The 14,412-nt window shown below is 71.9% G+C and carries 11 protein-coding genes; all 11 read left to right on the plus strand.

The window, feature by feature from the left end; genetic code table 11:
• The first annotated feature begins 61 nt into the window (after positions 1 to 61).
• Positions 62 to 1,234, plus strand: coding sequence for an ABC transporter permease (locus AB0399_RS32380; protein WP_329374535.1), 1,173 nt, complete (start codon positions 62 to 64; stop codon positions 1,232 to 1,234).
• Positions 1,235 to 1,519: 285 nt separating this feature from the next.
• Complete coding sequence (locus AB0399_RS32385) at positions 1,520 to 1,744, plus strand: MbtH family protein (RefSeq protein ID WP_329372624.1); 225 nt, start codon at positions 1,520 to 1,522, stop codon at positions 1,742 to 1,744.
• 70 nt (positions 1,745 to 1,814) lie between these two features.
• Positions 1,815 to 3,983 carry an ABC transporter ATP-binding protein gene (locus AB0399_RS32390; RefSeq protein WP_366413756.1) on the plus strand — a complete coding sequence of 723 codons (2,169 nt, stop codon included), beginning with the start codon at positions 1,815 to 1,817 and terminating at the stop codon, positions 3,981 to 3,983.
• A gap of 347 nt (positions 3,984 to 4,330) precedes the next feature.
• Positions 4,331 to 5,395: a ParB N-terminal domain-containing protein gene (locus tag AB0399_RS32395; protein ID WP_329372629.1), complete on the plus strand. Its 1,065-nt coding sequence runs from the start codon at positions 4,331 to 4,333 to the stop codon at positions 5,393 to 5,395.
• A 490-nt stretch (positions 5,396 to 5,885) separates the two neighbouring features.
• Positions 5,886 to 7,154: a PLP-dependent aminotransferase family protein gene (locus tag AB0399_RS32400; protein ID WP_366413757.1), complete on the plus strand. Its 1,269-nt coding sequence runs from the start codon at positions 5,886 to 5,888 to the stop codon at positions 7,152 to 7,154.
• Positions 7,155 to 7,269: 115 nt separating this feature from the next.
• The gene (dpgA, locus tag AB0399_RS32405; protein ID WP_329372633.1) at positions 7,270 to 8,376 is read left to right on the plus strand and encodes a 3,5-dihydroxyphenylacetyl-CoA synthase DpgA; all 1,107 of its coding nucleotides are present in this window, start codon (positions 7,270 to 7,272) and stop codon (positions 8,374 to 8,376) included.
• Positions 8,377 to 8,390: 14 nt separating this feature from the next.
• Positions 8,391 to 9,056 carry an enoyl-CoA-hydratase DpgB gene (gene dpgB / locus AB0399_RS32410; RefSeq protein WP_366413758.1) on the plus strand — a complete coding sequence of 222 codons (666 nt, stop codon included), beginning with the start codon at positions 8,391 to 8,393 and terminating at the stop codon, positions 9,054 to 9,056.
• Positions 9,057 to 9,187: 131 nt separating this feature from the next.
• Positions 9,188 to 10,483: a (3,5-dihydroxyphenyl)acetyl-CoA 1,2-dioxygenase DpgC gene (dpgC, locus tag AB0399_RS32415; protein WP_329374537.1), complete on the plus strand. Its 1,296-nt coding sequence runs from the start codon at positions 9,188 to 9,190 to the stop codon at positions 10,481 to 10,483.
• Between the two features lie 4 nt (positions 10,484 to 10,487).
• On the plus strand, positions 10,488 to 11,303 hold the full coding sequence (locus AB0399_RS32420) for an alpha/beta hydrolase (RefSeq protein WP_329372637.1): 816 nt from the start codon (positions 10,488 to 10,490) through the stop codon (positions 11,301 to 11,303).
• 377 nt (positions 11,304 to 11,680) lie between these two features.
• On the plus strand, positions 11,681 to 13,189 hold the full coding sequence (locus AB0399_RS32425) for an arabinofuranosidase catalytic domain-containing protein (protein ID WP_366413759.1): 1,509 nt from the start codon (positions 11,681 to 11,683) through the stop codon (positions 13,187 to 13,189).
• A gap of 147 nt (positions 13,190 to 13,336) precedes the next feature.
• Complete coding sequence (locus AB0399_RS32430; RefSeq protein WP_366413760.1) at positions 13,337 to 14,329, plus strand: DMT family transporter; 993 nt, start codon at positions 13,337 to 13,339, stop codon at positions 14,327 to 14,329.
• Positions 14,330 to 14,412 lie beyond the last annotated feature (83 nt).

Consider the following 14,412-nt stretch of genomic DNA (forward strand, 5'->3'; position numbering starts at 1 on the left):
GGCCGAACCGGGCCGGCCCTGGGCGCAGTTGCCCCCGCCGCCGCGGCCCCGGCCGGCCCGGATGGGCCTGGCCGACGTGGCCCGGGTGGGCGGCTGGGGCCTGCGCTCGCGGCCCATGCGGGTCTTCCTGTCCGCCCTGGGCATCGCGATCGGGATCGCGGCGATGATCGGCGTGGTGGGCATCTCCACCTCCTCGACGAACGACCTGAACAAGAAACTGGCCGCGCTCGGCACCAATCTGCTCACCGTCGCCCCGGGCACCACCATGACCGGCGCGTCCGCGCACCTGTCCAAGGACTCCGTCGCGATGATCGCGAACCGGCCGGAGGTGGTCTCGGTCTCCGCGACGGGCACCACGAGCGCGAAGCTCTACCGCAACGACCACATTCCGGCGGTGGAGTCCGGCGGCCTGTCGGTCAGCGCGGCGCGTACCGACCTGCTGCGCTCCATCGGCGGGAAGATCGTGGACGGCCGCTGGCTCAACGCCGCCAACAGCAACTACCCGGCCGTGGTGCTGGGTTCGGAGACGGCGCAGAGCCTCGGGATTCACCGGGCCGGGCCGGACGTGCAGGTGTGGCTCGGCAACCACTGGTTCACCGTGGTGGGACTGCTGGCGGACAACCAACTGCTGCCCGCCCTTGACACGCAGGCGTTCGTGGGCTGGTCGGTGGCGGAGAAGGAGCTGTCCTTCGACGGCTATCCGACGACGGTCTACACGCGGGCGAAGGACGCGGACGTCCAGAAGATCCACGCCGTGCTGGGCCCCACGGTCTCCCCGCAGGACCCCAACGAGGTCAATGTCTCCCGTCCCTCCGACGCGCTGGCCGCCAAGAACGCGACGGACAGCGCGCTGAGCGGGCTGCTGGTGGGCCTGGGCGGGGTCGCGCTGCTGGTCGGCGGTGTCGGGGTGGCCAACACGATGGTCATCTCGGTGCTGGAGCGGCGCTCGGAGATCGGGCTGCGCCGCTCGCTCGGCGCCACCCGCGGCCAGATCAGGGTGCAGTTCCTCGCCGAGGCGCTGCTGCTGTCCGGGCTCGGCGGCCTGGGCGGGGTGCTGCTGGGCATCGGGGTGACCGGCGGCTACGCCAGCTACAAGGGATGGGCGGTGCTGGTGCCGCTGTGGGCCATGGTCGGCGGCATGGCCGCCACCCTCGTCATCGGGGGCCTGGCCGGCTTCTACCCCGCGGTCCGCGCGGCCCGGCTGCCCCCGACGGAGGCCCTCGCGACCAACTAGCCAGGCCGGCCCGAGGGGTTGACAAGACTGCGGCGCCCCCTGACCGACCCCCGCGGATGGGGGGCGTCGCGCCGCCCGGGTGTCCAAGCGCTCGGGATCGCCGGTTGGACACGCTGTCGCGCCGGCGGCCCGGCATGTGAGACTGGTCGCGATTCCGCCCGCCCGATGGAATAACAATATCAATATGCGTGGATTGCCTCCGGATATGGGAAACCTTGTTCCGGCCTGAATCGGTCGGCTAGGGTCTCGTTATCCACCAAGGGAATTCGATCCACGGGAGCAGTCATGGCCAACCCGTTCGATGACGAAAACGGGACCTTTCTGGTGCTCGTCAACAAGGAAAACCAGCATTCGCTGTGGCCGTCATTCGCTGAAATTCCGAATGGCTGGCGGCTTGTTTTCGGGGAAGCCTCGCGCAATGAGTGCCTCGCCTATGTGGAGGAGAACTGGACGGATCTCCGTCCGCAGAGCCTCATCGACGCGATGAGGGAGACCGAGGCGGCCCGCTAGTGGCCCGCCCGACCGCAGCGACGCGACCCAGGGAGTACCTGTGGCCATGATGGGCGGACCCGGCCCGGTCATGATCAGATCTGACGGGCCGGATTCCTCGAACAACAGCCAGCGGGCGAAGCCCGGAACGACGAAGAGAATCATCCCGTACACCCGCGGACACCGCCGCTCCATAGGCTTTCTCGTGGTCTGCACCACGCTGAACGCCGCCTGCGCGGTCGCTCCGCCCCTGCTGCTCAAGTACCTGATCGACAACGGCATCATGGCCCGCGACACCGGGACCGTGATCTGGCTCGCGGCCGCCGTCGCCGCGGTCGCCCTGCTGGCCGTCATGGTGGGCTTCGGCGAGACCTGGTTCTCCGCCAAGATCAGCGAGGGCCTGGTCTACGACCTCCGCGTGAAGGTCTTCGACCACGTGCAGCGCCAGTCGCTGGCCTTCTTCACCCGCGCGCAGACCGGCGCCCTGGTGAGCCGGCTCAACACCGACGTGATCGGTGCCCAGCAGGCGGTCACCCAGATGCTCTCCACCGTGGTGTCCTCCGGACTGACCGTCGTCTTCGTGCTGGCCACGATGTTCTACCTGTCGTGGACGGTCACCTTGATCTCGCTGGTGCTGGTGCCGTTCTTCATCCTCCCCGGCCGCCTCATCGGCCGCCGCCTGCAGGGCCTGGCCCGCCGGCACATGCAGGTCAACGCCGAGATGGGCTCGCTCATGCACGAGCGGTTCAACGTCGCCGGCGCGCTGCTCGCCAAGCTCTACAGCCGTCCGGACCGGGAGACCGTCCGCTACGCGCGGCTGGCCGGCCGCGGCCGCGACATCGGCATCCGCAACACCGTCGCGATGAAGCTGCTCTTCCTGTCGTCCATGTTCATCGGCGCGATCGCCACCGCCGTGGTCTACGGTGTCGGCGGGGTGCTGGCGGTGCACGGCACCTTCGAGATCGGCACCCTGGTGGCGCTGACCACGCTGCTCACCCGGCTGATGAGCCCGGTGGGCCAGCTGTCCAACGCCCAGGCCGACGCGATGACCGCGCTCGTCAGCTTCGACCGGCTCTTCGAGGTGCTCGACCTCCAGCCGCTGGTCACCGAGAAGCCCGACGCGGTGGCGCTGCCGCCGGCCGCGACCCGCGGCGCGGCCCCCGGCGTCGAGTTGCGCGGGGTGTCGTTCCGCCACCCCAGGCCCGCCGACGTCTCGCTGGCCTCCCTCGAGGAGTTCGCCACGCCGACACGCGAACACGACGGCGACAGCTGGGCGTTGCGTGACCTCAGCTTCACCGTGCCGGCCGGCAAGCTCACCGCGCTGGTCGGCCCGTCCGGGGCCGGCAAGACCACCGTCACCCACCTGGTGCCGCGGCTGTACGACCCGGAGGAGGGCACCGTCCTCATCGACGGCCACGACGTGCGCGACCTGACGCTGGAGTCGCTCAACGACACGATCGGGATGGTCACCCAGGACGGGCACCTGCTGCACACCACCATCCGGGAGAACCTGCTCTACGCCCGCCCGGACGCCACCGAGGAGGAACTGGTCGCCGCCTGCCGGGCCGCGCAGATCTGGCGGCTGGTCGCCTCGCTGCCCGACGGCCTCGACACCATGGTCGGCGACCGCGGCTACCGGCTCTCCGGTGGCGAGAAGCAGCGCATCGCCATGGCCCGGCTGCTGCTCAAGGCACCGCCGGTGGTCGTGCTCGACGAGGCGACCGCGCATCTCGACTCCGAGTCCGAGGCCGCCCTGCAGCAGGCCCTCAAGACCGCGCTCGCGGGCCGGACCTCGCTGGTGATCGCGCACCGCCTGTCCACCATCCGGGACGCCGACCAGATCATCGTCCTGGACCAGGGGCGGATCGTGGAGCGCGGCACCCACGACGAACTGCTCGCACTCGGCGGTCTGTACGCCGAACTCCACCGCACCCAGTTCGCCGGACGCGCCCTGGCCGACGGCCCCGACGCCGACTCCGACACCGCGTACGAGGGCGACTACGAGGTCGAGGACCTGCCGGAGCGGCGGGTGCCGGAACCGGTGGGCGGCCCCGGCCCCGCGCCGGTCTTCTTCGGACCTGGCGGGGGGCCCGGTCCCGGCGGTCCCGGCCCTGGCGGCGGCGGCGGCCCCGGCCCGGTCGTCTTCGGTCCCGGTGGCCCTGGTGGTCCCGGCGGTCCCGGCGGTTCGGGTCCGGGCGGCCCGGGAGGTCCGGGTGGTCCGGGCGGACCGGGCGGACCGGGCGGACCACGGTTCCGCTGAGCCCGCCCCCTGAGCGGTGTCCGTGACGCGCCCGACGGCGTCGCGGGCACCGCTTCGTCGTACCCGGCCAACCTCTTCACTGAGCCGTCACCCCACTGGTAACAGGGGGTTTCTAACGATCTGACGGGCTGTTACGTTCGGACTCATCCACGACGGGGGATGTTTGTGGTGTTGGATGCCGAATCGGGGGAGAGGGCGGCGTTCGACCCTGAGCAGCAATGATCCCGCGGACGGATGGTTCAGCTGAAGAAGTTCCTCTCTCGCTGACGAAAGAGCTGCCCGTCGCCACGGCAGGGGGCAGGTGAGGAGTCGGGGTGGAGTCCGGGGGATTCATCGATCAACAGGCTGTGACAGAAGTAGAAGTCGACGCATTACGGCTGGCCGGCTCGCCCCGGCTGGCGGGCGAGAGACAGGAGCACGTCGAGATACTCGCGGCCGCGTCGAACCCGCTGCCGCCGATCATCGTCCACCGTCCCACGATGCGCGTCATCGACGGCTTCCATCGGCTGCGCGCGGCCCGGCTGCGCGGGGACACCACCATCGCCGCCCGCTTCTTCGAGGGCGACGAGTCGGCCGCCTTCGTCCTCGCGGTCCAACTGAACGTCACGCACGGCTTACCGCTCGCCCTGGCCGACCGCCAGCGCGCCGCGGAACGGATCATCGACTCCCACCCCCACTGGTCCGACCGCAGAGTGGCCACCGTCACCGGCATCGCGCCCGGCACCGTCAGCGAGATCCGGCGACGCCTGGCACCGGGTACCGCCGACCCGGACGAGCGGCGGCTCGGCCAGGACGGCCGCATGCGCCCGCTCAACGGCAGCGCCGGCCGCCTGCGGGCCGGCGAACTGCTCACCGAGCAACCGGAACTGTCACTGCGTCAGGTCGCCCGCGCCGCCGGAATCTCCCCGGAGACCGCCCGCGACGTGCGCAACCGGCTGAGGAACGGGGAGCCGCTGCTGCCCCGCTCGTACCGCCGTGACCAGGACGCCGAGCCCGACCCGCACGAGGACTCCGAGCTGGTGCCCACGATCCCTGTCCAGGTCAAGGTCCACGTGCAGTCCGAGTCCGAGTCCGACTCCGCGTCGCGGCCCGCCCGGACCCCGCACACGGAACCCGCCACCCTGCGGCTGGCCCGCGCCGTGCGCCGGGCCCGTGCGGACGCGGCGCCCGACCGCGTCGTCCTGGTGAAGCGGCTGACCGCCGACCCGGCGCTGCGCTTCTCCGAGACCGGCCGCACCCTGCTGCGGCTGCTGGCGATCCACGCGGTCCGGGAGGAGGAGTGGGAGGCGATCATCGGCAACGTCCCGCCGCACTGCAGCGGCATCGTCGCCGACCTCGCCGTCGAGGTCGCCGAGATGTGGGAGGACTTCGCGACACGTGTGAGGCGGGACATCGCCGCCTCGGCGGGCTGATCCCCGCACCACGGCGAGGCCGATCCCGGCAGCACGCAGGAAACGGACGGACCTGTCCCGGCAGCGGGGCGGGTCCGTCCGTGCGACCACCGGAAAGGACCGACGCCAGCGGACGCGGGGGAATTGAAGGGCGCCGCACAGCCGATCTTCCGGCACCGCTCGCACGTTTCTGCGGCGCTGTGGTGAAAATGGTCGAGAAAAGCCGAGTCTATCGGTCTCCCGCGTTCTTCGACGTGCCTCGTCCAACCGGCAATTCCGGCCCCTTGGACATGTTGTTACCGCGATGGGAACCGTGTGATGCTGGCGCTGAAATCGGCGCGAAAGACGTAGGTATTTCCGGGTCTTCAGCGCCATGGATTCCCACCGGGGGTGAACCGTGTCCGCGCCCGAGTCCGCAACAGCGTCGACAGTTCCTACGGCCGCTCCGCGCGGTCTTCCGCTGCGCCGGGCGGAGTTGCACGCCTGCGTCAGCGATCCCGTCCTGGACACCATGACGTTCCTGAACGAGATCACGCACCGCTACCCGGACGCCATCTCCTTCGCGCCCGGCCGCCCCTACGACGGCTTCTTCGACGTCGAGCAGATCTTCGACCACCTCCGCGGCTACCTCGACCACCTCGCCGCCCAGGGCCGTACCCCCGCCGAGGTCCGTACCGCGCTCTACCAGTACGGCCCCACCGCCGGCCAGATCCGCGGCATCATCACCGACTCGCTCCGCGCCGACGAGGACATCGACGTGCCGCCCGAGTCGATCGTCGTCACGGTCGGCGCGCAGGAGGCCATGCTGCTGGTGGTGCGTGCCCTCATCGCCCGCCCCGAGGACGTCCTGCTGGCGGCCAGCCCCTGCTACTCGGGCATCACCGGCGCGTCGCGGCTGCTGGGCGCGACCGTCGTCCCGGTCGACGAGGGGGAGGACGGCTTCTCCTGCGCGGAACTGGAGGCCGTCATCGCCCGCGAGCGGGCCGCCGGCCGGCGGCCCCGCGCGCTGTACGCCATCCCGGACCACTCCAACCCCTCCGGGCACACCATGGACCTGGACACGCGCACCCGGCTCCTCGACGCCGCCGAACGGCACGGCATCCTGATCATCGAGGACAGCCCCTACCGGCGGGTGAGCCCCGGGGCCCAACTGCCCACCCTCAAGGCCCTCGACCGGGCCCGGAGCGTGGTCCACCTCGGCTCGTACTCCAAGACGGTCTTCCCCGGTGCCCGCGTCGGCTTCGCCGTCGCCGACCAGGAGGTGCGCGACGACGAGGGCGGCGGCGGCCTGCTCGCCGACGAACTCACCCGCATCAAGAGCATGGTGACGGTCAACACCCCCTCGCTCAGCCAGGCCGTCGTGGCCGGCGCCCTGCTCGCCGCGGACGGCCGGATCTCCTCGCTCAACGCCGAACCCGCCGCCTACTACGGCGACGCCATGCGCACCACGCTGCGCTGTCTCGACGCCCGCCTCACGGCACCGCGCCGCGAGGCACTCGGCGTCCACTGGAACGAGCCCAGCGGCGGCTTCTTCCTCAGCGTCCAGGTCCCTTTCCGGGCCGACAACACGGCACTTGCCCGCTCCGCCGAGAAATTCGGCGTGCTGTGGACACCCATGAGCTACTTCTATCCGAACGGCGGCGGCGAGCGCGCCCTCCGCCTGTCCACCAGTTATCTGACGACAGCGGAAATCGAGGAGGGCACGGCGCGGCTCGGCGATTTCATCGAGGCGCAGAGCGCGGCGGACGAAGACCTCCCCGACGTCACCAGAATCCCGTAGCACAGCATTTTCCCGACCGTCCCGAAAGGGTGAGAACCGTGAGAGAACTCGGCACGACGCCGATATCACGCCAACGTCCGTGCGCCAAGCGCCGGATGTGGGGGTGGACCTTCCGATGACCATCACGCTGGAGGCCGGCGAAGGCGTCGTCACCGCCGCGTACCGGCCGCGCATCATCGGTGTGGGCACCGCGGTGTCCCCGACCTCCTACTCCCAGCAGGAGGTCCTCGACGCCTTCGCGATCACCGACCCCAGGATCGGCTCCGTCTTCCGCAACAGCGCCATCGAACGGCGTTACCTGACCCTCCCCGACCCCGGCCCCGACGGCGTCCGCAGCCCCGAGACGCAGGGCGACCTGCTGGACAAGCACAGGAGATCGGCGATCGAGATGGGCGCCGAGGCGCTGCGCGCCTGCCTCAAGCGGGCCGGCGCCGAACTCTCCGACCTGCGCCACCTGTGCTGCGTGACCTCCACCGGCTTCCTCACCCCGGGCATCAGCGCGCTGCTCATCCGCGAACTCGGCATCGACCGGCACTGCTCCCGCAGCGACATCGTCGGCATGGGCTGCAACGCCGGCCTCAACGCCCTGAACGTGGTGGCCGGCTGGTCGGCCGCCCACCCCGGCGAACTCGCCGTGGTGCTCTGCACCGAGGCGTGCTCCGCCGCGTACGCCATGGACTCCACCATGCGTACCGCGGTCGTCAACAGCCTGTTCGGCGACGGCGCGGGCGCGGTCGCGCTGCGTTCGGGCCCCGCGGAGGACGGCGTCGCCGGCGGCGAGGGCCCCACCCTCCTGAAGTTCGCGAGCTGCATCATCCCCGAGGCCGTGGGCGCGATGCGCTACGACTGGGACCGCGACCTGGAGCGGTTCAGCTTCTACCTCGACCCGCAGGTGCCCTACGTGGTGGGCGCGCACGCCGAGATCGTCATCGACCGGCTGCTCGCGGGCACCGGACTGCGCCGCGCCGACATCCGGCACTGGCTGGTGCACTCCGGCGGCAAGAAGGTCATCGACTCGGTCGTCGTCAACATCGGCCTCACCCGCCACGACCTGCGGCACACCGTCGGCGTGCTGCGGGACTACGGCAACGTGTCGAGCGGGTCGTTCCTCTTCTCCTACGAGCGGCTGCTCGACGAGAAGGCCGCCGAACCCGGCGACTACGGAGTGCTGATGACCATGGGTCCGGGATCGACCCTCGAAACGGTGCTGGTGAAGTGGTGACGGGAGACAAGACCGTGGACGAAGCGCCGGCCCTGACCCTGGCCGTGGACGGCCGACGGCCGCCGACGCCGGTGGCCGTCAAGGAACTCGCCGATCTCTGCGACCGGGTGGAGGACACCGGGCCCGGCGCGGTCGCCGTGCTGCGGGTCGCCGGCATGCCCGACCCCGACTGGGTGACCGGCCTGGACACCGCCGTCGTCACCAAGTGGGAGCGCACCCTGCGCCGCTTCGAGCGGCTTCCCGCCGTGACCGTGGCCGTCGCCGCGGGCGACACCGGCGGCTGCGCCCTCGACGCCCTCCTCGCCGCCGACCTGCGCGTCGTGGCACCCGGCACGCGGCTGACGCTGCCCGCCGACGGCGAGGCCACCTGGCCCGGTATGGCCGCCTTCCGGCTGGTCCGCCTCCTCGGCGCCGGCCGCGCCCGCCGCGCCGTCCTGTTCGGCGACCCCGTCGGCGCCGAGGAGGCCCTTGCCCTGGGCCTGGCCGACGAGGTGTCGGACGACCCGGACCGCGCCCTGGCCGACCTGGTCCTGCGCTACGGCGACGGCGGCGGCAGCGAACTCGCCGTCCGCCGCCAGCTCCTCCTCGACGACGCGACGACCTCCTTCGAAGACGCGCTCGGCTCCCACCTGGCCGCCTGCGACCGTGCCCTGCGCCGCGCCGCGCGGGAGCCGGCGTGACCGGCGTCCCCCCAGGCCGCTCGCCGGAGTCCACCCGGGTACCGGACCTTCCCGGCGTGCGCCCCGCCACCCAGGCCGCCGCCGAGACCGTCACCGCGGCCGCCGCCGAGGCCACTGCCGTGACCGTCACCGTGAGCGCCGCCGAGGCCGCCGCGGTGACCGTCACCGCGGCCGCCGCCGAGGCCGACCGCGTGCTCGCCGGGCTGCCGAGCCCGGCCGGCCGCGGCCCCGCCGCTCGCGAGGCCGCCGACGCGGCGAAGGACACCGCCCGCGCCGCGCGCTCGCGCTTCCTCGACGCGCACGTGGACGCCGTCTACGCGCACCTCACCGACGGCCTCACCCGCGCCCTGCGCCTGGACGAACTGGTCGAGGCGGCCGCGGCCGCCTTCCCCGGCCTCGTCCCGACCCCCGAGCGGATGGCCGAGGAGCGCGCCCGACCCCAGGCCGACAAGGAAGGCCACGAGATCGACCAGGGCATCCTGCTGCGCGCGGTGCTCCGCTCGCCCGTCGCCGGCCCGCACCTGCTCGACGCGATGCTCCGCCCCACCGCCCGCGCGACCCTGCTGCTCCCCGAGTTCCGGCGCACCGGGGTGCTCCGGACGGAGTCCGTCCACCTCGAACGCCGCGACGGCGTCGCCCGGCTGACGCTCTGCCGGGACGACCGGCTCAACGCCGAGGACGGCCGGCAGGTCGACGACATGGAGACCGCCGTCGACCTCGCCCTGCTCGACCCGGCCATCCGGGTCGGCCTGGTGCGCGGCGGCGAGATGGCCCACCCCCGCTACCGCGGCAGGCGGATCTTCTGCGCCGGCATCAACCTCAAGAGCCTCAGCTCCGGCGGCATCTCGCTGGTCGACTTCCTGCTCCGCCGCGAGCTCGGCTACCTGCGCAAGCTCGCCCACGGCATCCAGGCCGGTGACCTCGGCGGCACCGGGACGTGGCACACCCGGCACGCGGCCAAACCCTGGCTGGCCGCGGTCGACGGCTTCGCGATCGGCGGTGGCATGCAGATGCTGCTGGTCTTCGACCATGTCATCGCCGCCTCGGACGCGTACTTCAGCCTGCCCGCCGCCAAGGAAGGCATCGTCCCCGGCGCCGCCAACTTCCGCCTCACCCGGTTCGCCGGCCCGCGCCTGGCCCGGCAGGTCATCCTCGGCGGCCGCCGCGTCCGGGCGGCGGAGCCGGCGGCCCGGCTGCTGGTCGACGAGGTCGTCGAGCCCGAGGAGATGGACGCCGCGATCGAACGCGGTCTGGACCGCCTCGATGGCGAGGCCGTCCTCGCCAACCGCCGGATGCTCCACCTCGCCGAGGAGCCGGAGGACGGATTCCGCGCCTACATGGCCGAGTTCGCCCTCCAGCAGGCGCTGCGGATCTACGGCGAGGACGTCATCGGCAAGGTCGGCCGGTTCGCGGCCGGGAGCGGGTGAGAGGGTGCCGACCGCGCGGATCAACGGCAGGAGCCTCGCGTACGAGGAGTTCGGCGCGCCCGCGGCGCCGCCCGTGGTGCTGGTGGCCGGCACCGGCGCGCCGGGCCGGGTGTGGCGCGCCCACCAGGTACCGGCGCTGACCGGGGCCGGCCACCGGGTGATCACGCTCGACAACCGGGGCCTCGGCCCGGAGCCGGCCGCCCCCGGCTCGTTCACCCTCGCCGACATGGTCGCCGACGTCGCGGGGCTGATCGAGCACCTCGGCGCCGGGCCGTGCCGGCTGGTCGGGCACTCGCTGGGCGCGATCATCGTCCAGGAACTCGTCGTCGCCCGGCCCGAACTCGTCGACCGGGCCGTCCTGATGGCCGGCAGCGGGCGTACGGACGCGCTGATCGCCGCCGGGACCGCGGCGGACCTCGCACTCGCCGACAGCGGTGTGCGGCTTCCGCCCGAGGTCGCGGCCCACCGCCACGCCCTCCAGAACCTCTCGCCCCGAACCCTGGAGGACGCCGGCCGGCTCACGGACTGGCTGAGCCTGTTCGAGCTCGCCCTTCCCGACACCGTCGCCGCCCGCGCGCAGCTCGACCTCGCCCTGATCCCCGACCGGCTCGCCGCCTACCGCCGCGTCAGCCGCCCCTGCCTCGTCGTCGCCTTCGCCGACGACCTCGTGGTCCGCCCCCGGCTCACCCGCGAACTCGCCGCGGCCCTGCCCGGTTCCCGCTACGTCGAGATCCCCGACTGCGGCCACATCGGCTACCTCGAACGCCCCGACGCGGTCAACGCGGAACTGCTCGGCTACCTCCCCGCGCATCCCGCGTAACCGTGCCACGTCATGCCCTGCGAGCCGACGATGTCGACGCCCGGCGCGGTGCCCGCCGGCGAGCCCGGGCCGAGGAGGCCGGCACCCGCCCCGCGAGCGCCCGTTCGACCGGTTGTGCTCACTTTGTGCGGAAGGCTCCGGACGTTTGCGCCACCTTTCCCCCGAAGAATCTTTGAAAGGTCCATCGTGGCCAGTCCATCGTCTTGACTTATGTCTAGAGCCAGCTGAACATGTGTGCTGCGCCACTGGGGACGCCGCCTTTTGCCACAACACTGCGCAGAAACCGGCGATCCCCGACCGCGCCCGACGATGAGCGCGGCCGAGATCCGGCTCAACGCCACGGGCGGAATGGCACCATCACATTTCCGGAGGCATTTGTGCTGGTCTTACTCACACTCCGACGCCGGACGCGGCTGCTGATCGCGATCCTGCTCGCGGTGGCGATCGCGGTGCCGGTCCTCGGCACGGCGACCCGCGCCGAGGCGGCTTCATCGGGGCCCTGCGACATCTACGCGTCCGGTGGCACGCCGTGTGAGGCGGCGTACAGCACCACCCGGGCGATGTTCTCCTCGTACGACGGCCCGCTGTACCAGATCCAGCGCGCCTCGGACAGCAGCACCCTGAACATCGGACTCGCGTCGGCCGGCGGTCTGGTCGCCTCGGCGCCGCAGGTCTCCTTCTGCGCCGGCACGACGTGCATCATCACCCAGCTGTACGACCAGACGCCCAACGCCAACAACCTGCCCATCTCGCCGGGCAGTTCCTGCTCCGGCTGCTCGGGCGGGCTTTCCGGCCCCGGCCCGAACGGCTCGGACATCGGCGCGGACGCGATGGCGCTGCCGATCACCATCGGCGGCCAGGGCGCCTACGGCGTGCTGGTCAACAACATCGGTACCGGATACCGCAACAACGCCGCCAAGAACGTGCCCACCGGCTCGCAGCCGGAGGGCCTGTACATGCTCACGTCGTCGAACCTCACCAGCAGCAGCTGCTGCTTCGACTTCGGCTCGGCCGAGACCGACGACTCCGACGACGGCAACGCGACCATGAACGCGATCTACTACGGCTCCGCCTGCTGGACCGGCGGCTGCACCGGCTCCGGCCCCTGGGTCGGCGGCGACCTCGAGAACGGCATGTACTTCAGCGCGGCCGGCCCCAACCCGTCGAACATCCCCAGCGAGACCGGCTCGTTCGTGACCGCCTGGGAGAAGAACAACGGCACGACGAACTTCACGCTGAAATACGGAAACGGGCAATCCGGCGGGCTGTCACAGGCGTATTCCGGCGCCCTACCCAACGGCTACAACCCGATGAAGGTGCAGCCCTCCATCGAGTTGGGCACCGGCGGCGACAACAGCCCCGAAGGCACCGGTGAGTTCTTCGAGGGCGCCGTCACCAAGGGCTTCCCGACCGACGCCACCGAGAACGCCGTGCAGGCCAACGTCACCGCGGCCGGCTACACGAACAACACCACCACGTTCCCGCCGCCCACCCAGTCCGTGATCAGCCTCAAGGCCCACGCCAACGGCAAGTACGTCGACGCGGCGAACAGCACCACCTCGCTCATCGCCGACGCCACCTCGATCGGCACCAACGAGACCTTCGACCTGATCGCGAACAACAACAACACCGTGAACCTGAGGGCGCACTCCGACAACCAGTGGGTCACCGCCGAGAACAAGGGCAGCTCGCCGCTGATCGCCAACCGCGGTGCGGTCGGCCCGTGGGAGACGTTCTACCTCCTGCACAACTCCGACGGCAGCGTCAGTTTCCGCGCCTACAACAACCAGCAGATCGTCACGGCCGAGGACGCCGGCGCCTCGGCGCTGATCGCCAACCGCACGGCGATCGGCCCCTGGGAGGAGTTCGACCTCATCAACGACTGACACGGTCACCGCGAGGAACACGGCACCCGTCCCCGCCCCTGTCCCCGCCCCGGCAACCGGGCGGGGACAGGGGCAAGTACCGTGGACCACGCATCCGGGGAAAGCTCTGGGCCGCGGGCCCGTGACGACGAGGGGGGCCGCGCGACCGTGACGGACGCGTCGACGAAACCGCGGGCCGGCGCCACCGCGCCGGGGACCGGCAGGGCCGCGCGCGAACTCGCCTGGGGGCCCAGCCTGCTCATGGCCGCAGCGCTGGTGGCGCTGCTGTCGCTGACGTGGCTGCTGTCCGGGGACCTGGTCGCCCACGCCGATCCGTTCGCCGTCGCCGCCGGCCGCGCGGGCACCAGCTGCGTCGGGCTGTCGCTGCTCGCCGCCGCCCGCCGGACCACCAGACGCCCCGCGCTGGAGGTGGTGCGCAGCCGCCCGCGCGCCGTCGCCGCCCTGGGCGCCCTGGGGGTCTTCGGCTACTCGATGGCCTCGGTCTGGGCCATCGGGCTGATCGGCGCCGCGACCACCAACGTCGTCCTCGCGCTCCTGCCCTGCGTGACGTTCGTGCTCGGCCTGTGGCTGTTCCGCGAACGCCCCGGCATGACCGCACTGGTGGGCACCTGCGTGGCTGCCGCGGCGGCGGTCGCCTACGGCCTCCTCGACCGGGGGAGCGGGTTCGGCGTCCGGGGCGGCGTCACCCCCACCCGCGCGCTGGTCGGAGTGCTGGCCGCCGTGGCCGCCATGGTCTCGATGGCGCTGTACGCGCACTTCTACGGCAAGCTCGCCCCTGACGTCTCCTCGGTGGTGGCCCTGCCGTCCGTGTTCGCGGCCGGGGCGCTGATGCTGCTGCTGCCCGCGCTGGCCCGCAACTCCTTCGGCCACCTCACCCTCGTGCAGTGGGGGCAGATCCTGCTGCTCGGTTGCGGGGTGTACGTGCCGGCCTACGTGATCCAGCACGAGCTGTTCCTGCGCCGGGGCGCGCTGTTCACCACCAGCGTCTCCCTGGCCGTCCCCTTCACCGTCCGGTTCTGCACGTGGGGCCTGGGGAAGGCGGCACGACCCAGCCTGCTCGCCACCGCGCTCCTCCTGACGTGCTGCGTCGGCGTCTTCCTCACCATGGCCAGGTCCGGCACCCGCGCTCCCCGGTCCTGAGGTACCCGGACCTGACGCACCCGGCCCGGGCGCCGGCGGGCGGTCGACGCACCGGTGGCCCGCACTCCGGCCGGAGAGCGGGC

It is taken from the genome of Streptomyces sp. NPDC088194 (genome assembly GCF_040702025.1).
Taxonomy (GTDB): Bacteria; Actinomycetota; Actinomycetes; order Streptomycetales; family Streptomycetaceae; genus Actinacidiphila.

What these genes read in the sequence shown, in the direction of transcription:
- dpgA (WP_329372633.1), top strand. Translation starts at nt 7,270, where the DNA reads ATGACCATCACGCTGGAGGCCGGCGAAGGCGTCGTCACCGCCGCGTAC.
- AB0399_RS32380 (WP_329374535.1), top strand. Translation starts at nt 62, where the DNA reads ATGGGCCTGGCCGACGTGGCCCGGGTGGGCGGCTGGGGCCTGCGCTCG.
- AB0399_RS32390 (WP_366413756.1), top strand. Translation starts at nt 1,815, where the DNA reads ATGATCAGATCTGACGGGCCGGATTCCTCGAACAACAGCCAGCGGGCG.
- AB0399_RS32400 (WP_366413757.1), top strand. Translation starts at nt 5,886, where the DNA reads ATGACGTTCCTGAACGAGATCACGCACCGCTACCCGGACGCCATCTCC.
- AB0399_RS32385 (WP_329372624.1), top strand. Translation starts at nt 1,520, where the DNA reads ATGGCCAACCCGTTCGATGACGAAAACGGGACCTTTCTGGTGCTCGTC.